This window comes from Flavobacterium chungbukense (genome assembly GCF_020805785.1).
GTDB classification, from domain to species: Bacteria; Bacteroidota; Bacteroidia; order Flavobacteriales; family Flavobacteriaceae; genus Flavobacterium; species Flavobacterium chungbukense.
On the sequence record NZ_JAJGZV010000002.1, the window covers coordinates 1,072,321 to 1,094,101 of the forward strand.

Here is a 21,781-nt window from a genome sequence, read left to right on the forward strand (position 1 = left end):
ATCCGCTGTTTCAAAACCAAAAAAGAAAAGAAAAATGAAGAATAAAACCCCTGAAACCGAACAAGAATCTTTATACAAAGATTTAGACCAAATGAGCGTAAAAGAACTCTTAACCAACATTAATACAGAAGATCAAAAAGTTCCGCAAATTATACAGGGACAAATTCCTAAAATTGAAAAACTCGTAAAAGCAATCGTAAAAAAAATGCAATTAGGAGGACGATTATTTTATATCGGAGCTGGAACTTCTGGACGTATCGGAATATTAGACGCCTCTGAATGTCCGCCAACATTTGGTGTTCCGCATGATATGATTATCGGAATTATTGCTGGAGGAGATACTGCGATTCGTAAAGCTGTTGAAAATGCAGAAGACGATACCGAACAAGCTTGGAAAGATTTAGCTAAATTTGAGATTTCAAGTTTAGATTTTATTATCGGAATTGCAGCTTCTGGAAATACACCTTATGTTTTGGGTGCTTTGAAAAAAGCGAAAGAACATAATATCAAAACAGGAAGTATTTCCTGCATCAGCAACGGACTTATAGCACAGGAAGCTGATTTTCCAATTGAAGTAATTGTTGGTCCAGAATTCTTAACAGGAAGCACAAGGATGAAAGCGGGAACAGCTCAAAAACTGACTTTGAACATGATTTCGACTTCAGTGATGATTAAGCTTGGAAAAGTAAAAGGCAACAAAATGGTCGACATGCAGTTGTCTAACGAAAAACTGGTAAAACGAGGCATCAAAATGATTATGGAAGAACTGGGAATTGAATATGATTTAGCCGAAGAATTACTGCAAAAACATAAAAGTGTACGCGCTGTTTTGTTAGATCATAACAGCAAAAAATAATCTAAAACTAAACCGAAACCAAAATGTCTTCTACTACAATTCTCATTTTTATCTTTGTTTATTTTGGTCTTTTACTATTTATTTCAAACGTAATCAGTAAAAAAGGACAAGACAATGATTCTTTTTTCAAAGCAAATAAAAACTCTAAATGGTATTTAGTTGCTTTTGGTATGATCGGAACCGCGCTTTCTGGCGTAACTTTTATCTCTGTTCCTGGTGAAGTTGGTTCGCCAAACGGAGAGCAATTCAAATATTTCCAATTCGTTTTAGGAAACGCAATTGGGTTTATTATTATTGCAAAAGTCCTGCTTCCACTCTATTACAGAATGAATCTGACTTCGATTTACAGTTATATCGAACAAAGAATGGGAATTAGAAGTTACAAAACAGCAGCTTCTATATTTTTAGTGAGCAGAACAATTAGCTCTGCTTTTAGATTGTATTTGGTTGTTATTGTTTTACAGCGATATGTTTTCAATGATTTTCATATCCCATTTCCGGTAACGGTACTTTTGGCTTTGGCGCTTATCTTTTTATACACTTTTAGAAGCGGTCTAAAAACCATTATTATTACCGATACTTTACAGACGTTTTTTTTAGTTAGTTCAGTGTTTATAACCATTTATTTTGTTTGTGACAGTCTTAACCTGACTGTTCTTGAGTCGGTTTCAACCATTCAAAATAGTAATTATTCTAAAATATTTTTCTTCGATGATTTCTTTACAAGCAAGTACCACTTTGTAAAACAAATTTTAGGAGGAATGTTTGTTACTATAGCAATGGTTGGGCTCGATCAAGATTTAATGCAAAAAAATCTCAGCTGTAAAAACATTGGCGAAGCACAAAAAAACATGTTCACTTTTACAGGAATTTTTGTTTTAATCAATATTATTTTCTTGAGTTTAGGCGCTTTATTGTACATCTATGCTGCAAAAAATAATGTTCAAATTCCGCTGGATTTAGCGACAGGAAAACCAAGAACCGATTTACTTTTTCCAGAAATTGCTTTAAATCATTTGTCAATTGTTCCAGCATTTGTTTTCCTTTTAGGAATTATTGCCGCCACTTTTGCCACAACCGATTCGGCTTTAACGGCTTTAACGACTTCTTTCTGCGTTGATTTTCTTGGAATGGATAAATCTGAAAATCTTGGCAATAGTAAAAATGTAAAAATTAGACATTGGGTGCATTTTGCCTTTTCAATCTTACTTTTTCTGGTAATTATTGTTTTGAATTCCTTTAACGATGCTTCTGTTGTAGCTTTAATTTTTAGAGCTGCATCTTACACATATGGACCTTTATTAGGATTATACGCTTTCGGATTATTGCAAAAATCAAGATTAGTAAACGACAAACTAATTCCGATTATCTGTATCATTTCTCCAATATTCACCTATTTCTTAAGCGAAAATTCAGCACAATTATTCGGCTATACTTTTGATAACGAATTAATTATTATAAACGGATTATTTACCTATATCGGTATTTATTTCACCAGTAAACGCACAGAAGAAAAAATCTCTTTTTAAAAGCCAAAATAAAGCAATTCAGAATTGTATCTGAATACAAAAAAATGATTTCATGAAAAATGCTATTATAAAAATAGGTCTCTTTGTAGCTGTTCTTTTTTTAATTGTCAATTGCGGCGTTTCAAAAAAGACTAAAACAGGAGTTGAAACAAATCAGCCTATTTCGACAGAAAACAAAGAAGTTTACATTGCTAAAAGCAAGTCCGAAAAAAAGCCTTTTGTTCCAGATTGTGATGCTGAAAATCGTTGGACAGACAGTATTTACAGCAAAATGACGCTGGACGAAAAACTAGGACAATTATTTTTTGCAAATGCTTATTCTAATAAAGATTCTGTACATGTTAACAAAGTAAAAGAACTGGTTTCAAAATACAATATTGGCGGAATTATTTTCTTTCAGGGCGGACCTGTTCGTCAAGCGAAATTAACCAACATCTATCAGTCAAAAGCCAAAGTTCCTTTATTCATTGGACTTGATGCCGAATGGGGATTAAGTATGCGTTTAGACTCTACTTATGCTTATCCTTGGAACATGACTTTGGGTGCGATTCAGGATTTAAATCTTATTGAAAAAGTCGGAAGACAAATGGGAAGCGAATGCAAAAGAATGGGCATTCATTTCAACTTTGCTCCCGTTTTAGATATTAATACCAATCCGTTAAACCCAATTATTGGAAATCGTTCTTTTGGCGAAAGCAAAACAAATGTAGCCAATCGCGCTTCGGCCATTATGAAAGGCATTCAGAGCCAAGGCGTTTTATGTACAGGGAAACATTTTCCCGGACATGGTGATACGGCAGTCGATTCACACAAAGCACTTCCAACCGTTTCTTTTACAAAAGAACATTTAGATGAAGTCGAAATATACCCTTATAAACAGCTTTTTGATGAAGGTCTGGCTTCTGTAATGGTTGCCCATCTTAATATTCCGAGTTTAGAACCCGGCGAAAACATTCCTTCTTCTGCTTCTTATAATGTTGTGACTGAATTACTGCAAAAACAATTAGGCTTCGAAGGCTTGATTTTTACAGATGGTTTAGGCATGAAAGGCGCTAGCAATTTTAAACCTGTTGGTGATTTAGAATTGGCTGTTTTACAAGCAGGAAATGATATTTTTCTTTGTCCAGATGATGTTCCTGCAGCTTTAGAAAAATTAAAAATATTTTATGCAAATGGTCAAATTACAGAAGAACGTTTGGCACATTCGGTTAAAAAAATCCTGCATTATAAATTCAAAGCGGGATTAAATAAATACAAACCAGTTGATTTAAAAAATCTGCAAAAAAATCTAACAAGTCCTGATAAAGATGCACTTCAATATTCTTTATTCGAAAACGCTGCAACGGTTTTAAAAAACAAAAAAGACATTCTTCCGATCAAAAATTTGGATCAGAAAATTGCTTACGTAAAACTGGGAGAAGATGTAAACAGCGCATTTGTTTCTACTTTAAAAAAATATACTGAAATAACCGAGGTTTCAAACACTAATATTGATTCTTTAAACAAAGAATTAAAGAAATACGATTTGGTTATTGTAAGTTATCACAAAGTGAATAAAGCTTGGGAAAAGCATGATTTCTCTTCAAATGAATTGTTTTTCCTGAATAAAATTGCCGAAAACAATAAAGTGATTTTAGATGTTTTTGCAAAACCTTATTCGCTGCTTTCTATCCAAAATTTTGATAACATTGAAGGATTAATGGTTTCGTACCAAAATTCAACGATTTCTCAGATTGTTTCTGCCGAAATATTATTCGGAGCAAAAAGTGCGAAAGGAAAATTACCTGTTTCCATAAACGATCATTTCAAAGTAAATGACGGAATCGATACCGAAAAAATCGATCGCCTGGGTTTTGAAACTCCAGAAAGTGTCGGAATGAGTTCGGCAATTCTTTCTAAAATTGATGCGATTGCTCAAAAAGCAATTGACGGAAAAATGGCTCCCGGAATGCAAGTTTTAGTCGCAAGAAAAGGAAATGTCGTTTTTCAGAAATCATACGGATATCAGACTTACGATAAAACTTTAAAAGTTACCAATACCGATTTATACGATGTTGCTTCGATTTCAAAAATGATTTCTACGCTTCCAAACGTAATGCAGTTATACGATAAAAATAAAGTTGAATTAGAGACCAAATTGGGAACAATGCTTCCGTTGTTTGCTAAATCCAACAAAAAAGACATTTCGTTTAAAGATCTATTAAATCATTATGCTGGATTAATTGCGTGGAGTCCGTTCTACAAATCGACACTAGACGCGAAAGGTTTTCCTTCTGATAAATACTATCGAAAAGTTGCAGAAAATAATTTCACAACTAAAGTAGCCGACAGTCTTTACATTCGAAATGATTATCATGACACGATCATGAAATTTATTGCCGACTCTCCTATTTCACTAAAAAAAGAATACAAATACAGTGATTTTACTTTTATCATTTTAAAAGATTATCTAGAAAGAGCCACACATCAAAAACTGGAAGATTTAAGTCAGAATAACTTTTTCAATTCGTTGGGAATGAATTATACCACTTATAATCCTTTAATGAAATTTGATAAAAAAGACATTGCTCCAACAGAAATTGATAATTATTTCAGACACCAATTGATACAAGGATATGTTCATGATATGGCTACAGCAATGGAAGGTGGAGTTGCTGGACATGCAGGAATTTTTTCGAACGCTATGGACGTCGCCAAAATGATGCAATTGTTTCTTCAAAAAGGAAGTTATGGCGGTCAACGCTATTTTTCTGAAGCGACATTTGATACTTTTAACACCTGTTTTTACTGTGATCAAGGAGTTGAAAGAGGTTTAGGTTTCGACAAAAGATTAGGAAAAGATGGCCCTACTTGTCAATGTGCTTCAAAATCAAGCTTTGGTCATACCGGTTTTACTGGAAACATGGCTTGGGTTGATCCAGAAAACGAAACGGTTTATGTGTTTTTATCGAATAGAACGTATCCTGAAGTTGGCGAAGAGGGAAATAAACTGGCGAAAGAAAAGATTCGTGAAGATATTCAGAAAATAATTTATGAATCTATAACGAAGTAAAACGCCATTATCCATTTAATGAAACTATAAATAAAGTATTAAGCAAACAAATCGTAGCTTCGGAGAAGCTGCTGACTAAAAAAACTAATTTCTAACACATAGCGCTATGTTTGTTTAAGACAAGTGAAACGCCTTTTTTAAGAAATCTAAATCTATGTTTCTATGTGTTAGAATTAATTGCTCCCAACTGATTAACTTTAGCCGCATTTTAAAATAACTTTCATGAACAAAAATATTGAAGCACTTTATCAAATTGCTCAAAAAGAAACGAAACGCATAATTGGGCTAATGTCGGGAACTTCTCTCGACGGACTTGATATTGCCTTATGCGAAATTTCAGGATCTGGCGTAAATACGAATGTAAAACTGGCTCAATTTGAAACGGTTAGTTATTCAGAAGAAATCAAAACAGAAATTCGTAAAGTTTTTGCTCAAAAAAATATTGATTTTCAGCATTTGGCTTTGCTCAACGAATGGATTGGCTTGCTTCATGCCGGAATGATAAATGATACTTTAAAAAAATGGAATATTCCAGCATCAACAATTGATTTAATTGCTTCTCATGGACAAACCGTTTTACATGCACCAAAATTTTTACATCAGCAGGAAAAATTTCCAAATGCTACTTTACAAATTGGAGACGGCGATCATATTGCGGTAAAAACAAGAGTTATCACTTTATCTGATTTCAGACAGAAACACGTTGCTGCGGGCGGTGAAGGTGCTCCTTTAGCAGTTTATGGCGATTATTTTTTATTTGGAAAAGAAGGCGAAAACAGAATCATGCTTAACATTGGGGGCATTGCCAATTTTACTTATCTGCCGGCCGCTTTAAAAACCGAAGAAACTTTTGTAACCGATACGGGAACAGGAAATACTTTGATTGATCTTTTTGTAAAGAAATATTTCTTCGATAAAAGTTACGACAAAGATGCTGAAATAGCCAAACAAGGAACTGTAAATCAGGTTTTATTGGAGAATCTGAAAGACAATGCTTTCTTCAAAAAAGGATTCCCAAAAACTATTGGACAGGAATTATTTAATGCCGAATATGTAGAATTGGCTCTTTCCAAAAGCAATCTTACTGATATTTTAGCGCCCGATTTATTAGCTACTTTAACACGTTTTACTGCTGAAACTATTGCAGAAGCGATTCAATTTGCTATTGAAAACTCTTCTTATAAAATTGAAGATTTTAAAATCTATCTTTCTGGCGGAGGCGCAAATAATCCATTAATTGTACAATGGCTAAAAGAATTATTGCCTTGTTCTTTCTTCAAAAGCAATGATTTAGGAATAAACAGCGATGCCAAAGAAGCGATTCTTTTTGCTGTTCTTGCCAATGAAACCGTTGCTGGAGGCGATTTCAAATTCAATTCTGTAAAAATTCCATCAGTAACTATGGGCAAAATTTCATTTCCTGATTAATTTTTAAAACCAACAAAAGCCAATAAACTATTAATAACCAGAAACCATGACAAAAGAACGTTTAACCTCATTGGACGTATTTAGAGGATTTACTATTTTTTTAATGACGATAGTTAACAATCCCGGAAGCTGGTCTTCTATTTACCCGCCATTAGAACATGCTGAATGGCACGGCTGCACCCCAACCGATTTAGTTTTCCCGTTTTTCGTTTTTATAATGGGAACAGCTATTCCTTTTGCTATGCCAGTTAAACATCTTGATGGTGCTGTTTTTAATAAAATTTTAGTTCGATCGCTTCGCATTTTCTGTTTAGGCTTTTCTTTAGCTTTTTTCGGCAGAATACATTTATTTGGTCTGGAAGGATTTCCGCTTTTAGCAATAAGACTCGTTATTTTCTTTGGAATCGCCTATGCGCTTTTGGGAAATTTTAGTTTACAAGTCAAAACCTATCTTGTTTTCGGAATCTTAGCTGTGTTATTATTTTTAGCTTACAGTGGTTTAGAACACTTTGAAGACACTAGAATTCCAGGGGTTTTACAGCGTATTGGTATTGTTTATTTCTTTACCTCACTATTATATTTAAAGACCAATTTAAAAACACAAATAATAACTGGAGTTTCAATTCTAGTTGGGTATTATCTCTTGATGGCTTTTGTTCCTGTTCCTGGAATTGGAGAAGCTAATTTTGAAAAAGGAACTAATCTAGCGGCATGGCTCGATAATTTACTTTTAAACGGGCATCTTTGGAGTGTTTCTAAAACTTGGGATCCAGAAGGAATTTTGAGTACTTTACCTGCTATCGCAACTGGAATCACGGGAATGTTTATCGGACAAATTTTAAATTTATCTGTTACCAAAATTGAAATTGTAAAAAAACTGGCAATAGCAGGAATTGTTCTACTTATCTCTGGATTACTTTGGAATATTGTTTTCCCGATTAACAAATCACTTTGGACAAGCTCTTATGTTTTGTATACTGGTGGTATTGCAACTTTATCTTTGACGTTTCTGTATTATGTTATTGATGTGGCAAATTATAAAAAGTGGGCCAAATTGTTTTTAATCTGGGGCGTAAATCCAATGATTGTTTTTTACTTTTCTGGAATAATTCCAAGGGTAATGAGTTCAATAAAAATGCAAAATCCAGAAATTGTTGGTGAAGAAATTGGTTTTCAAGCATATGTGTATCAATATGGTATTGTTCCTGTTTTTGAAAATCCTTTGAATGCATCATTAGCTTATGCGCTGGCTTATGCTCTTTTCTGGTCAATTATCTTATGGATTTTATATAAAAGGAAACTGATATTCAAAGTTTAGTATTTCAAAAAGAATGGTACTATTATTGCGAAATTTAAATTTCCTTTAATCATCTAAAAAAACTATTTTTGGTTTTTGTTAAAAAACATTGAAATGCATAAAAATCAGTATTTAATATTCTCTTTTCTATTTATATTTTTCGCTTCGACGATTTCTGCTCAAGAAAAAACAATGCATCCTAAAAATGAATTTCGAGGTGTTTGGATCGCCACCGTGGTAAATATTGACTGGCCAAAAACAAGTATCGATAACGTAGAAAAAGAAAAAGCTGATTATCTTGAAATCCTAGAAGCTTATAAAAAACTGAATTACAATGCCGTAATTGTACAGGTTCGAAGTGTAGGTGATGCTATTTATCCTTCTGAATTTGCACCTTGGTCTCGTTTTTTAACTGGAAAAGAAGGTTTGGCTCCAAATCCGTATTACGATGCGTTAGAATGGATGATAGAACAGGCACATAATCGCGGATTTGAATTCCACGCTTGGCTAAATCCTTATCGCGCGACTTTCGATTTGAATAAAAATCTTTTAAGCCCTGGACACGATCTTTTTAAACACCCAGAATGGATGATTGAATATGGTGGAAAATATTATTATGATCCAGCCTTACCAGAAGTTCAGGCACATTTAACAAAAGTGGTTAAAGAAGTCGTTGACAAATATGATATCGATGCCATTCATTTTGATGATTATTTTTATCCGTATGCCGTTCCCGGTAAAGTATTTAACGACAACGCTTCTTACCAAAAATATGGTGCTGGTTTAAGCCGTGCCGATTGGCGTCGTGCCAATGTGAGCAATTTTGTACATACTATTTCAACAACTATAAAAGACAGCAAGCCTTGGGTTCAATTCGGAATTAGTCCATTTGGGGTTTGGCGAAATAAATCTCAGGATCCGAGAGGTTCTGAAACGCAATCGACTTCAAATTATGATGATTTATATGCTGATCCTATGTTATGGATGGATCAAAAATGGATTGATTATATTCTGCCGCAATTGTATTGGAGCATGAACAATACAAGAGCATCTTATTCGAAATTGGTAAAATGGTGGTCTGAAAATTCTAACAATACAGCAGTTTATATTGGTCATGCTTCTTATAAAATTAGAGGCGACTCAGATAAAAGCTGGAATTTTGTGACTGAAATTCCAACACAGATTGATTTTGCAAGAAGTTTCAAAAATGTTTCCGGAAGTGCGTATTTCAGCTCAAAATGGTTCATGGGCAAAAACTTCGATGTCGTTCGTCATTTAGAAGAAAATCAATATAAATATCCTGCGCTTCCTGCGGCGGTTCCAAATTTACGACATGTAATTATCGATACTCCAAAAGTAATCGAATACAACAAAGACAGCATTCGTTATAATTTTACATTCAAAAGTCCGCTGAATACCAAAGTTCGCTACATGGTTGTTTACGGAGGAGAGCATATTTCAAAAATCGATATTAACGATGCTACCAAAATTGTAGAAAAAATAGCGGTAAAAGAAGTTGATGGAAAAATTACTTTTTCAATTGCTGCAGGAAAACTGAATCTTTTCAAAGCCTGCGCCGTGACTTTTATTGATTATTATGCTAACGAAAGTACACCGACTGCCATAGATCTAAAAAAACCATTTAAAAACTATATACCTGCACAACCTAATGAAAATAGATAATAAACCTTGGTTTTGGATTCCGCTTCTTAATTTTGCTTCTGGACTTCCCTATGCAGTGATTATTTCAGTTTCGGTAATCATGTACAAAAATTTAGGAATTACCAATGAAGCTATTGGAGTCTACACCAGTTTATTATATCTGCCTTGGGTAATTAAACCTTTATGGAGTCCATTTATAGAGTTGACAGGAACTAAAAGAAAGTGGTTCTTATCCATGCAATTATTAATTTCAATTGCCTTTTTATTAGTCGGTTTTACCATTCCACTCAATGGATTTTTCTTTATGACTTTAGCAATATTTTGGGTCGCAGCTTTTGCTTCTGCTTCAAATGATATTGCGAGCGATGGCTTTTATTTATTGGTTTTACCCGAAGACAAACAATCTTTTTTTATTGGAATCCGAAGCACTTTTTACAGACTTTCAATGCTTGCAGGAAACGGACTAATTGTACTTTTTGCTGGTTATCTAGAGCAAAAGTACAGTGACAATACCAAAGCTTGGTCGTATACTATGATTTTTGTGGGTCTACTAATGACTTTTATAACAGTTTATAACTTTTTTGCAACTCCGAAAACAGAAATAAATGCAGGGGTAAAATCTGCTGAAAGTAACAAACAAAACTTTGCTACGGTATTTGCCAGTTTCTTCAAGAAAAAACAAATTTTCATCGTTCTTTCCTTTATTTTGTTATTTCGATTAGGTGAATCTCAGTTAATTAAAATGCTTACCCCCTTTTTAATCGATCCTGTTAAATATGAACTAACAGAGTCCGCTACAAATGAAGATCAGGTTAAAGCATTGAACATTTACAATTCAAAAGTTAAAGAAGGAGAAAAAATTTCAGACTCAGAAATAAAATTTCTAAATGCCAAACTTCCTATTCTTGTTGAAACATTTACAGGAAAAAAATTATTAGACGAAGTAACAACAAAAGATAAGAAGCTTCTAACGGATGAAAAAGAATACGAAAACGCCAATATCGCGAGGATTACTTTTGTAAAAGAATTGATTGAAAGCAAAGGCAGTCAGAAGGAGATTGAAAAAGGTGGTATGGGGCTTACAACAGAAGACATTGGTTTAATTTACGGAACCTTTGGTTTGATTGCATTAACTTTAGGTGGAATTCTTGGCGGAATTGCAATTTCGAAACAAGGCTTAACAAAATGGATGCTCCCAATGATTTTAATCATGCACTTACCTATTATTGGTTTTGTTTTGCTGGCACATTTTCATCCCGCTTCTATATATTACATTTATGCTGTTGTTATTGTAGAACAGTTTGGATATGGTTTTGGCTTTGCTGCTTTTATGATGTACTTGATTTATGTTGCAGAAGGCGAGTCTAAAACAGCACATTATGCACTTGCGACTGGTTTTATGGCAATGGGAATGATGCTTCCAGGAATGGTCAGTGGTTATATCCAAAATTATTTAGGCTATGGAAATTTCTTTATTTGGGTATTTCTAGCTACAATTCCAGGAATTATTTTATCTCGATTTTTAATTTTCCCTAAAGATTTTGGGAAGAAAACAGAAGAAGTTTAAATCCCAAATCAAACTCTTACATATGGAAATCAATGAAAATTTGCAGGCCGAACGAAATCTGAAAGGAGCTGAGTTCGAGAAAAATGGAAATCTTGAAAAAGCTATTGAATTGTATGAAGAAAATGTCGCAGAAAGCTTTAAAGGAAATCACCCTTATGATCGATTGGCTACGATCTACAAAAATCAAAATGATCTGGACAATGAAATTAGGATTTTAGAAAAAGCTATTTTGGTTTACGAAGAAATCACAATTGTAGACCGATTGGAAGGACTTCCAAAACTTTTCCGTTTTAAAAACCGACTAGAAAAAGCTATTGAAACTCAAAAACAATTAGCCAAACAAAAGAAGGCAAAACTGAAATAACTAAAATTAAATTAAGCTTAATTTTCTTTTTACCATTAAGAGATTAAGTTCATGAAGTTTAGTTTAGCTTAATTTACTTAATATCTCAATGGTAAAAAAACTTTTCAGATCATGACCAAACTAAAAAGAACAAACTCAGATGATATTGATTTTATAAATCTAGTGGCTTTATTAGATAAAGATTTGGCAATTAGAGATGGAGAGGATCATGCGTTTTACAATCAGTTTAATAAAACCGACAAAATAAAACATACGATTGTTTATTATGAAAACGACATTCCTGTTGGCTGTGGAGCTTTTCGAGAAAAAGAAAGCGACAAAACCGAAATTAAACGAATGTATGTTCATCCTGATTATAGAAAAAAAGGAATTGCTTCAAAAATTTTAGCTGAATTAGAAATCTGGGCAAAAGAAGTCGGTTATACCTATACTATACTAGAAACAGGCAAAAACCAGCCTGAAGCCATTAACTTATATCAAAAATTAAATTATACCATCATTCCAAATTATCCGCCTTATGAAAAAATGGATAATAGTGTCTGCATGAAAAAGACTTTATAATAATGAAAATTACTGCCGAAGCATTAAAACAAAAAATAGGACAATTCTTTTTTCCTGCCGTATTTATCAACGATACCGAAGAAAACATTCAAGAAACAGAGCGCCTCATTAGAGAATATAATATTGGGGGACTAACTTTTTTTCATAGTCGCGCGAGCGCCGCTACCAATTATGAAAGCAAGAAAAAAGTTGTTTTTAATGACGACAGCTACGAAAAAATCAAAGTTTTAATTGCCCGTTATCAAAAAGCAGCTTCTACTCCACTTTTAATCAGTATTGATGCCGAATGGGGATTAGCAATGCGAATCGAAAAAACACCGCAATATCCGTATGCGATCACACTTGGCGCTTTGCCAAAAGACAAATCAAATTTAGTTTACGAAGTTGGAAAACAAATTGGTTTAGATTTAAAAGCGGCCGGAATTCAATGTAATTTATCGCCTTTGGCGGATATTAATAATAATCCAAACAATCCCGTAATTGGCTATCGCTCTTTTGGTGAAAATAAAGAAAAAGTAGCCGATTTTGCTGTAGAATATTTAAAAGGAATGTCGGAAGTTGGAGTTTTAGGTTGTCTGAAGCATTTCCCTGGACACGGTAATACCAATGTCGATTCGCACTTAGGATTGCCTGTTTTAATGGAAACTTTAGAAGAATTAATGGAAAACGAATTGTACCCATTTATAAAAGGAATTGAAAATAATGTCGATTCGATTATGATTGGGCATCTGGCTGTTCCAAGTTTAAATGACGGAAAAGATACCTCGGCAACTTTATCAAAAGCCGTAATTCAAGATCTTTTGCGTGACAAATTAGGTTATGACGGTTTGGTCATTTCTGATGCTTTAAACATGCACAGTGTTTCTAAATTGTATGAAACCAAAGGTCAGTTGGAATGGGAAGCTTTCAATGCAGGAAATGATGTTTTATGTTTTGCCGAAAATGTTCCAGAAGGAATTGAAGAGATCTATAAAAACGCTTCTCCAGATCGTATTTTCGAAAGCTATAATAGAATCATGAAAGCCAAAGAAAAAGCAGGAATTCTTTCTGGAAACACTTTTGCTTCAGGTAATTTGGATTTCGAAAAAACATCAGAATTAAATCTGAAAATTGCTCAAAATGCCCTTACGACAATTAGTGATAATGAAAATTCAGAATTAGCTTTTGAAGCTCATAAAAACAACAAATTAGCTAAGCTGAGTTTGTATAAAAATACTGAAAATACATTTTTCAAAACTTTAAATTCAAAACTGACTTCTCCAGAATTTGCTTTTGAAAATTTAGAAGTTTCGGATATTTCAACTATTCAAAAAGAATTAGAAAATTTCGATACGATTCTAATTTCATTATTTGTTCCGAAAGCAAAGCCAATGAACAATTTCGAAATTGACAATGAAGTTTTAGAACTGCTTTCAAGTTTACTTCAAACCAAAAGATGTATCGTTTACGTATTCGGAAATCCGTATGTTTTGCCTATAATTCCGAATCTTAAAAAGGCTTCAGGATTGGTTCAAGCGTATCAGGATTTTGAAGAATTTCAAAAAACAGCAGGAATTCAATTTTTAGATAAAATTAGTTCAGATGGCATTCTTCCAGTAAACATTGAAATTCAATAAGTTAAAACATAATATAATCAAAATTTATCAACTTATAAATATTAATAATCACATCTTATTGTAAGTACCTGTACTTATACCCTACTTTTGCATCAGAAATAAATTTTTAACATAAAACGAAAAATATGTCTTTAGTAGGAAAAAAATTCCCAAGTATTGCAGTAGATGCTATCTCAGAAATGGGTGACAATTTAAAAATCAACATTTTTGAAGAAGCAGTAAACAACAATAAAAAAGTACTTTTATTTTGGTACCCAAAAGATTTTACTTTTGTATGTCCAACTGAATTACACGCCTTTCAAGCTGCATTACCAGAATTTGAGCAAAGAAATACTATCGTAATTGGTGCTTCTTGTGACACAAACGAAGTTCACTTCGCTTGGTTGAATACTCCAAAAAACAATGGTGGAATCGAAGGTGTTACTTACCCAATCTTAGCGGATACAAATCGTAACTTAGCTAACATTTTAGGTATTCTTGATATCGAATCTACAAGCTACAGCGAAGATACAGATTCAGTTATCATTGAAGGTTCAAACGTAACTTACAGAGCTACTTACCTTATTGACGAAACTGGAAAAATCTTCCACGAAAGTGTAAACGATATGCCATTAGGACGTAACGTAAACGAATACTTAAGAATGGTTGATGCTTACACTCACATCCAAACTAAAGGTGAAGTTTGTCCTGCAAACTGGGAAGCTGGTAAAGAAGCTATGTCTGCAGACAGAATCAGTACTGCTGAATACTTAAGCGCTAATTAAGAAATAAAAATTCCAAATTTTTAAAATTCCAAATTCCAATTGGGATTTGGAATTTTTTCTCTCTCAAAAAATCAATAATATTTTCAAAATTTAGATTTTCTAAGTTCAATCGTAAGATTTGGAATTTGGAATTTATAAACTTGGAATTTAAATACAGAAAACTATGTTAATCGACTTAAACGAAGATACGTTAGCAGATTTAGTTGCTAAAAACGAAAAAGTAGTAGTACAATATTCAGCATCATGGTGTGGAAACTGCCGTATTATGAAACCAAAATTCAAAAAATTAGCAGCAGAAAATGAAGCTATCACTTTTGTTTTGGTTGATGCAGAAAACGCTCCTGAATCAAGAAAATTAGCTAATGTGAACAACTTGCCTACATTTGCAACTTTCGTAAACGGACAATTAGTTGGCGAAACGCAAACCAACAAACAAGAAGTTTTAATCGATCTTGTAAACGCAATTGTTTAATTGGTTGTTTGTTTATTCGTTTAATCGATTAAACAAAAAAAACGATTTAACGCTTAAACAAAAAAACATGAAATTACCAGTAATAAAGCATTTAACACAATTCATCGAAGAAAACGATCAGGATTATATCATTGAAACAATCGAAGTTCTAGAAGCGATGACTGAAATTCCTTCCCTAAAAGATGAAGAATTAGACGTTATAGGAGAATTGATTTCAAATATGTACGGTGCGCTAGAAGTTCAAAAATTAGTGGCGCAAGGAACAGATAAAAAAGAAGCTTTAAATACGTTTATGAAACGTGTTTTAGGTTCAATCGATAAATAAATCGAGCCTCTCTTTCAAAGAAAACAAAAAAACATGACGAAGGAAGCGTTTCTATTTGGAGACGCTTTTTTTTGTTTACAGTTTTTAGTGTTCAGTCGTAGTTTCTCGAAATCTTTGTCAGGCTGAGCGAAGTCGAAGCCCACATAAAGCAAATCGACAAAGATTATCAATTTAAATTGAGGAATTACTTTTGCAGGCTTCGACTTAGCCCAGCTTGACAAGCGCAAAAAATCTAAAATCTACCTTCTAAAATCTAAAATAATAAGGGCGAGACAAGATTTGTAAAAGTGGGCAAACATACTTTATCTATATTCGCCCACTTTCACAAATCCTGTCGGGCTATCCGCGCTACTTCGGTAGCTAGCTCCTATCCCTCTCGCTGGTAAACGGTTTCAATTGACGTTTCCTATTGATTGACAACGAATTGTCAGGCTGAGCGAAGTCGAATCCCCACAAAGCATTTTTTACAAAGATTGGCAGCTAAGATTGCGGAGCTACATAGGTGGGCTTCGACTACGCTCAGCCTGACAAAAAATGAGATTAAATTCTATCCAATCTATAAGATCTGCTTAAAACAAGCATCCAACAATAATCTCTCAAAATAAAAGTTATCAATAGAAATAATTTCGCAGAATAAATTGCAAATTATTGAATTCAAGGTCATCCAAAAACCAACCTTAATCTCTCCTTAAACCCTCAACAAATACTTTTAGATTCAAATATTAATCCTTACTTTTGAACCTCATTAATTTTAAACAAAAATCATGGCATCTATCACATTAGGAGGAAATCCAGTTCATACATCAGGCGAATTACCAGCAGTTGGAACGCAATTAGCCGACTTCAATTTAGTACAAAATGACTTATCAGTTGCTTCATTAAGTACTTTTGCTGGCAAAAAATTAGTTCTAAATATCTTCCCAAGTGTAGATACAGGAACTTGTGCTGCATCTGTTAGAAAATTCAACCAAAGTGCAAGCGGATTAGAAAACACAACTGTTTTATGTATCTCTAGAGATTTACCATTCGCACAAAAACGTTTTTGTGGTTCTGAAGGTTTAGAAAATGTAGTAAACTTATCAGATTTTCAAGAAGGTACTTTCGGAAAAGCAAACGGTTTAGAAATTCTTGACGGACCATTGAAAGGTTTACATTCAAGAGCTATTATTGTTGTTGATGCTGATGGAAAAATCGTTCACACAGAACAAGTTGCTGAAATTGCAAATGAACCAAACTACGAAGCAGCTTTAGCAGCATTATAATATACTCTGATGGAGTTTCAAAAAGACAATACTTTTGTTACAGGCCGTTTAAAAAGCATGACTTATGCTTTTAAAGGAGCCGTAAAATTGATTAAAACGGAACACAGTATTATGGTTCAATTCTCTTTAGGAATTATCATGACCATTGCTGGGTTCTATTTTCACATTTCACAAACCGAATGGCTATGTCAAACATTTGCCATCGGTTTGGTTTTAAGCATTGAAGGATTGAATACGGCTGTTGAAAAAATTGCCGATTTCATCCATCCTGATTACAGCAAACGAATCGGATTTATCAAAGATATTGCTGCCGGAGCGGTATTTTTTGCCGCAATGACTGCAATAGCAATAGGTTTGATTATTTATATTCCAAAATTTATTTAGGCAAAGGAAAACGCAAGAATGGCAAAAAATAAAAAAGAAACTGTAGATAAAAAAAACGATAAACAAGAAGGAAGCAAAAGATCTTTTAAGATATCTAAACAACAAAAATTTGTTTTAGGATGTCTTTTAGTTCTTTTTTCTGTTGCCTTAGTAGTAGCATTTATTTCTTTCTATGTCAACGGACAATGGCAAAACGATCAAAGTGTTGTAAACCAGCTTGGCGATCGTACTGAAGTAGCTGAAAACTGGCTTGGAAAATTCGGAGCTTTTCTATCCGATTTAGTGATCTATAAAGGTTTTGGACTTGCCTCTTTTTTATTTGTTCGTTTATTTTTCTTAACCGGAATGTTTTTGGCTTTAGATCTTTCTACACAGAAGCTTAAAAACACTTGGTTTTGGGATATTTTTGCTATTATCGTTGTTTCTGTATTATTTGGTTTCTTCGCCACTTCTGCACCTGAATTAGGAGGCACAATTGGCTATGAACTAAATTTATTTTTACAAGATTATATCGGAAAAACAGGAACTTTACTGACATTGCTTTTCGGTTTAATTGTCTATCTTATTTTCAAAATAAAATTATCTCCAGAAAAAATCCAAACGTATTTTGATTCGACTAAAAAAGATTTCAAATCAGAATTAAACACTTTAAAACCAATAGCAAATCAGCCCGAAAGTGCTTATAATCTGGAAGAATTTGCTATTAAAGAAGAAAAAGAAATTAAAAACGATCCTGATCTGGATGATATTCACCTAAAAACTGTTGATTCTCAATTTGAAATTAATAAAGAAGCATTAAAACCAACTATCTCTCATTCATCTGAGATTGAGTTAAATCCAGTTTTAAAGCCAATTACTCCAAAACAAGAATTACCATTAGTTTCTCCTGATGAAGCTTTTGTAATCGAAAAAGCGGAAGAAGAAGATATTATTGAAGAAAATCTAGCTTCTCGCCTAGTTGCCGATTTCGGATTATTTGATCCAACTTTAGATTTATCAAACTACAAATTCCCAACCATCGATTTATTAAAAGAATATTCTACGGGTGGAATTACAATTAATCAGGAAGAGTTAGAAGAAAATAAAAACAAAATTGTAGATACACTTCGTAACTACAAAATTGAAATTGCACAAATTAAAGCGACCGTTGGACCATCGGTTACATTATATGAAATTGTTCCTGAAGCAGGAATTAGAATTTCAAAAATCAAGAGCTTAGAAGATGATATCGCATTATCATTATCAGCATTAGGAATTCGTATTATTGCGCCAATTCCAGGAAAAGGTACGATCGGTATTGAGGTTCCGAACAAAAACCCAACGATGGTTTCGATGAAAAGTGTCATTGGAGCCGCTAAATTTCAGGAAGCTGAAATGGAACTTCCAATTGCGTTAGGAAAAACAATTTCTAACGAAACTTTCGTAGTCGATTTAGCTAAAATGCCTCACTTGCTGATGGCAGGAGCAACTGGACAAGGAAAATCTGTAGGATTAAATGCGGTTTTAACTTCATTATTATACAAAAAACATCCTGCAGAAGTAAAATTTGTTTTGGTCGATCCGAAAAAAGTAGAGCTTACGCTTTTCAACAAAATTGAAAGACATTATTTAGCCAAACTTCCAGATACGGAAGACGCTATTATTACAGATAATGCAAAAGTTGTCAATACATTAAATTCGCTTTGTACCGAAATGGACAATCGTTATTCTTTATTAAAAGATGCGATGGTTCGTAATATTAAAGAATACAACGATAAATTTAAAGCAAGAAAATTAAATCCTGAAGCTGGCCACAGATTTTTACCTTACATTGTTTTGGTTGTCGATGAGTTCGCCGACTTGATTATGACTGCAGGAAAAGAAGTCGAAGTTCCAATTGCACGTTTGGCTCAGTTAGCTCGTGCAATCGGTATTCACCTGATTATTGCAACACAAAGACCTTCTGTAAATGTAATTACAGGTTTAATTAAAGCCAATTTCCCTGCTAGAATTGCATTTAGAGTTACTTCAAAAATCGACTCAAGAACAATTTTGGACACGCAAGGAGCTGATCAGTTAATTGGTCGTGGAGATTTGTTATACACAAACGGAAATGATGTTATTCGTGTTCAGTGTGCTTTCATTGATACACCAGAAGTTGAAAAAATTACCGATTTTATCGGTGCACAAAAAGCATATGCCACAGCATATTTGCTTCCAGAGTTTGTTGGAGAAGAAACTGGCATTAATCTTGATATAGATATTTCTGAAAGAGATACTTTATTTAGAGAAGCGGCAGAGATTATTGTCAATGCACAGCAAGGTTCAGCTTCTTTATTGCAGCGAAAATTAAAATTAGGATACAACAGAGCAGGTCGATTAATCGATCAACTTGAGGCAGCAGGTATTGTTGGTCCGTTCGAAGGCAGTAAAGCTAGAAGCGTGAATATTTTAGACTTAAGTGCTCTTGATCAATTTTTTAATAATGAACAAAATTAATCCAATCATGAAAGCAAAAATTCAAGAAATCAACCAAAATTCTATCACAAACATGATCAAAAAGTGTTTTCAAATGGCAATTATTCTGCTTTTGAGCTTCACTTCTGCTCAGGCTCAAGATAAGAAAGCAAAAGATCTATTGAACGAAGTAACCTCTAAAATTAAAAGCTACGATAATATTGTAATTGATTTCAAATATTCTTTAAATAATGCAAAAGAGAATATTAATCAAGATAGTAAAGGAAATGTTACAATGAAAGGAAATCAATATGTTTTGAATTTCATGGGTGTTACTAAAATTTTTGACGGCCAAAAAACATATACAATTGTTCCTGAAGACGAAGAAGTTACAATTTCTAAAGTTAACGAGAAAGACGATAACGCTATTACACCTTCAAAAATGCTTACTTTTTTCAATTCTGGATACAAATACAATATGGACATTGTTCAAAATGTAAAAGGAAGAAAAATTCAGTACATAAAATTAATTCCAACAAGTGGAAAAGATCAAAGAAAAGAAATCCTTTTAGGTATTGATAGCCAAACAAAACACATCTATAATTTGATTGAAACTGGAAAAAACGGAACAAAAACAACTTTAACCGTTAATTCTTTTAAAACCAATCAGCCATTGTCAAAAAATCAATTTACATTTGTAGCGAGTAAATACCCGAAATACTACATTAATAAATTAGATTAATTACAAGGTTGAAAATTTTAGACAAATACTTACTAAAAACTTTTCTGATTACATTTGCTACGGTATTTGTAATCCTTTTTTTTATATTCATACTACAGACTGTATGGCTGTTTATTTCAGAACTTGCAGGTAAAGATTTGGATTTAATTCTAGTGGTTAAATTCTTGCTTTTCTCCATGCCTAGAATTATTCCGCTGGTTTTACCTTTATCAGTTTTGCTGGCTTCGATTATGACTTTTGGAAATCTGGCCGAAAATTACGAATTCGCAGCCATGAAATCTTCTGGTATTTCGTTGCAAAGAGCTATGCGCGTATTGATTATTTTTATTTTCGTTTTGAGTATTGTCGCTTTTTGGTTTGCAAATAACGTAATTCCATATGCCGAATATAAATTTGTTAACTTTAGAAAAAACATCGCACAAGCCAAACCAGCAATGGCAATTGCCGAAGGACAGTTTAACGATGTTGGCACTTACAACATTAAAGTCAATAAAAAGTCTGGAGAAAACGGAAACCATCTTACTGGAGTAACAATTCACGAAAAGCCCAGCAGTATGGGCGAAAACAAAACTGTTATTAAATCTAAAACAGGCGAATTAATTAGCAGTGAAAAATCTAGTATTCTTCAATTAGTTTTGAATGATGGATATTATTATCAAGATGTTACTCCCAAAAAATATGAAGATCGTGCAAAATTACCTTTTATAAAAGGAAAATTTAAGAAGCAGATTATCAACATTGATTTGGCTGAATTAAACAAAGTTGACGACAGCAAAGAAAGCATTGCGGGAACAAATGCAATGTTAAATGTTAATGAATTACGCTATACTTTAGATTCATTAAACAAGAATTTAGATAACGAAATTGTATCTTTTTCGGAAAACATCAATCAGCGAGTTGGAATCAGAAGAGGTCCGCCAAGCGTGAATAAACAAGTAAAGAAAAAACAACTTCCAAACAACTTAATGTCCTTGTATTCTAACAAAGACCAAGTTGATATTTTTAAAATGGCTGGAAGTAATATTACAAGCAATATTTACTCGATAGAAACCACTCAAAAAGACCTAAAAGATAAACAAAGAGAAATCAATAAGCATTTAAGCGCTTTGTATGAAAAATTTGTAATTGCTTTTGCGTGCTTTTTAATGTTTTTTATTGGAGCTCCACTTGGTGCAATTATTAGAAAAGGAGGTCTTGGACTTCCAATTGTATTTGCTGTTTTAATCTTTATTACTTTCCATTTCATTAATACTTTCGGAAAAAGATTATCACAAGAAGGCGGTATGTCTCCATTTGTAGGTTCATGGATGTCATCTTTTATCCTATCACCATTAGCGATTCTTTTAACATATCGCGCGACAAATGACAATGGATTAATTAATTTTGACGCAATTACAACCCCAATTTCACAACTATTTCAGAAAATTTCCGAGCGGTTTTTTCCAGCTCAAAAGCAAGAATAAT

General features: G+C 33.3%; 18 protein-coding genes. All 18 read left to right on the top strand.

What is annotated here, in order from left to right; translation table 11 throughout:
* The first annotated feature begins 34 nt into the window (after positions 1–34).
* The 18 genes from murQ to LL966_RS10015 all read left to right on the top strand — a co-directional run bounded on the left by murQ (position 35) and on the right by LL966_RS10015 (position 21,780).
* Positions 35–856: an N-acetylmuramic acid 6-phosphate etherase gene (gene murQ, locus LL966_RS09930; RefSeq protein ID WP_229352812.1), complete on the top strand. Its 822-nt coding sequence runs from the start codon at positions 35–37 to the stop codon at positions 854–856.
* Between the two features lie 23 nt (positions 857–879).
* Positions 880–2,385, top strand: coding sequence for a sodium:solute symporter (locus tag LL966_RS09935; RefSeq protein WP_229352813.1), 1,506 nt, complete (start codon positions 880–882; stop codon positions 2,383–2,385).
* A 52-nt stretch (positions 2,386–2,437) separates the two neighbouring features.
* Positions 2,438–5,437, top strand: a complete 3,000-nt coding sequence (locus LL966_RS09940; protein WP_229352814.1) for a glycoside hydrolase family 3 N-terminal domain-containing protein — start codon at positions 2,438–2,440, stop codon at positions 5,435–5,437.
* Positions 5,438–5,659: 222 nt separating this feature from the next.
* Complete coding sequence (locus LL966_RS09945; RefSeq protein ID WP_229352815.1) at positions 5,660–6,865, top strand: anhydro-N-acetylmuramic acid kinase; 1,206 nt, start codon at positions 5,660–5,662, stop codon at positions 6,863–6,865.
* A gap of 46 nt (positions 6,866–6,911) precedes the next feature.
* On the top strand, positions 6,912–8,183 hold the full coding sequence (locus LL966_RS09950; protein WP_229352816.1) for an acyltransferase family protein: 1,272 nt from the start codon (positions 6,912–6,914) through the stop codon (positions 8,181–8,183).
* A gap of 93 nt (positions 8,184–8,276) precedes the next feature.
* Positions 8,277–9,845 carry a glycoside hydrolase family 10 protein gene (locus LL966_RS09955; RefSeq protein ID WP_229352817.1) on the top strand — a complete coding sequence of 523 codons (1,569 nt, stop codon included), beginning with the start codon at positions 8,277–8,279 and terminating at the stop codon, positions 9,843–9,845.
* Entirely contained in the window at positions 9,832–11,391 is a 1,560-nt protein-coding gene (locus LL966_RS09960) for an MFS transporter (RefSeq protein WP_229352818.1), read from the top strand. The genes LL966_RS09955 and LL966_RS09960 overlap by 14 nt, the downstream gene beginning before the upstream one ends.
* A 22-nt stretch (positions 11,392–11,413) precedes the next feature.
* Positions 11,414–11,755, top strand: coding sequence for a tetratricopeptide repeat protein (locus LL966_RS09965; RefSeq protein ID WP_229352819.1), 342 nt, complete (start codon positions 11,414–11,416; stop codon positions 11,753–11,755).
* Positions 11,756–11,866: 111 nt separating this feature from the next.
* Positions 11,867–12,316 (top strand): GNAT family N-acetyltransferase, encoded by a 450-nt coding sequence (locus LL966_RS09970; RefSeq protein ID WP_229352823.1) that lies wholly within the window; start codon positions 11,867–11,869, stop codon positions 12,314–12,316.
* Positions 12,317–12,318: 2 nt separating this feature from the next.
* Positions 12,319–13,932 carry a glycoside hydrolase family 3 protein gene (locus tag LL966_RS09975; RefSeq protein WP_229352824.1) on the top strand — a complete coding sequence of 538 codons (1,614 nt, stop codon included), beginning with the start codon at positions 12,319–12,321 and terminating at the stop codon, positions 13,930–13,932.
* Between the two features lie 125 nt (positions 13,933–14,057).
* On the top strand, positions 14,058–14,696 hold the full coding sequence (locus tag LL966_RS09980; protein WP_229352825.1) for a peroxiredoxin: 639 nt from the start codon (positions 14,058–14,060) through the stop codon (positions 14,694–14,696).
* 163 nt (positions 14,697–14,859) lie between these two features.
* Positions 14,860–15,168 carry a thioredoxin family protein gene (locus LL966_RS09985; RefSeq protein WP_229352826.1) on the top strand — a complete coding sequence of 103 codons (309 nt, stop codon included), beginning with the start codon at positions 14,860–14,862 and terminating at the stop codon, positions 15,166–15,168.
* Positions 15,169–15,235: 67 nt separating this feature from the next.
* A complete protein-coding gene (locus tag LL966_RS09990) occupies positions 15,236–15,493 on the top strand; it encodes a DUF6952 family protein (RefSeq protein ID WP_008462029.1) in 258 nt (85 codons plus the stop codon).
* A 764-nt stretch (positions 15,494–16,257) separates the two neighbouring features.
* Complete coding sequence (gene tpx, locus LL966_RS09995) at positions 16,258–16,755, top strand: thiol peroxidase (protein WP_229352827.1); 498 nt, start codon at positions 16,258–16,260, stop codon at positions 16,753–16,755.
* 9 nt (positions 16,756–16,764) lie between these two features.
* On the top strand, positions 16,765–17,139 hold the full coding sequence (locus LL966_RS10000; protein ID WP_109192327.1) for a diacylglycerol kinase: 375 nt from the start codon (positions 16,765–16,767) through the stop codon (positions 17,137–17,139).
* Positions 17,140–17,157: 18 nt separating this feature from the next.
* A complete protein-coding gene (locus LL966_RS10005; protein ID WP_229352829.1) occupies positions 17,158–19,617 on the top strand; it encodes a DNA translocase FtsK in 2,460 nt (819 codons plus the stop codon).
* Positions 19,618–19,624: 7 nt separating this feature from the next.
* Positions 19,625–20,317, top strand: coding sequence for a LolA family protein (locus LL966_RS10010; RefSeq protein WP_229352831.1), 693 nt, complete (start codon positions 19,625–19,627; stop codon positions 20,315–20,317).
* Positions 20,318–20,325: 8 nt separating this feature from the next.
* Positions 20,326–21,780, top strand: a complete 1,455-nt coding sequence (locus LL966_RS10015; protein WP_229352832.1) for an LptF/LptG family permease — start codon at positions 20,326–20,328, stop codon at positions 21,778–21,780.
* Position 21,781: the final 1 nt, after the last annotated feature.

Excerpts from the sequence above, each read along its gene's own strand:
- LL966_RS09990 (WP_008462029.1), top strand. The coding sequence starts at position 15,236 with ATGAAATTACCAGTAATAAAGCATTTAACACAATTCATCGAAGAAAAC.
- LL966_RS09935 (WP_229352813.1), top strand. The coding sequence starts at position 880 with ATGTCTTCTACTACAATTCTCATTTTTATCTTTGTTTATTTTGGTCTT.
- LL966_RS10005 (WP_229352829.1), top strand. The coding sequence starts at position 17,158 with ATGGCAAAAAATAAAAAAGAAACTGTAGATAAAAAAAACGATAAACAA.
- LL966_RS09985 (WP_229352826.1), top strand. The coding sequence starts at position 14,860 with ATGTTAATCGACTTAAACGAAGATACGTTAGCAGATTTAGTTGCTAAA.
- LL966_RS09980 (WP_229352825.1), top strand. The coding sequence starts at position 14,058 with ATGTCTTTAGTAGGAAAAAAATTCCCAAGTATTGCAGTAGATGCTATC.
- LL966_RS09960 (WP_229352818.1), top strand. The coding sequence starts at position 9,832 with ATGAAAATAGATAATAAACCTTGGTTTTGGATTCCGCTTCTTAATTTT.
- tpx (WP_229352827.1), top strand. The coding sequence starts at position 16,258 with ATGGCATCTATCACATTAGGAGGAAATCCAGTTCATACATCAGGCGAA.
- LL966_RS09940 (WP_229352814.1), top strand. The coding sequence starts at position 2,438 with ATGAAAAATGCTATTATAAAAATAGGTCTCTTTGTAGCTGTTCTTTTT.
- LL966_RS09955 (WP_229352817.1), top strand. The coding sequence starts at position 8,277 with ATGCATAAAAATCAGTATTTAATATTCTCTTTTCTATTTATATTTTTC.
- LL966_RS09965 (WP_229352819.1), top strand. The coding sequence starts at position 11,414 with ATGGAAATCAATGAAAATTTGCAGGCCGAACGAAATCTGAAAGGAGCT.
- murQ (WP_229352812.1), top strand. The coding sequence starts at position 35 with ATGAAGAATAAAACCCCTGAAACCGAACAAGAATCTTTATACAAAGAT.
- LL966_RS09945 (WP_229352815.1), top strand. The coding sequence starts at position 5,660 with ATGAACAAAAATATTGAAGCACTTTATCAAATTGCTCAAAAAGAAACG.
- LL966_RS09975 (WP_229352824.1), top strand. The coding sequence starts at position 12,319 with ATGAAAATTACTGCCGAAGCATTAAAACAAAAAATAGGACAATTCTTT.
- LL966_RS10000 (WP_109192327.1), top strand. The coding sequence starts at position 16,765 with ATGGAGTTTCAAAAAGACAATACTTTTGTTACAGGCCGTTTAAAAAGC.
- LL966_RS09970 (WP_229352823.1), top strand. The coding sequence starts at position 11,867 with ATGACCAAACTAAAAAGAACAAACTCAGATGATATTGATTTTATAAAT.
- LL966_RS09950 (WP_229352816.1), top strand. The coding sequence starts at position 6,912 with ATGACAAAAGAACGTTTAACCTCATTGGACGTATTTAGAGGATTTACT.
- LL966_RS10010 (WP_229352831.1), top strand. The coding sequence starts at position 19,625 with ATGAAAGCAAAAATTCAAGAAATCAACCAAAATTCTATCACAAACATG.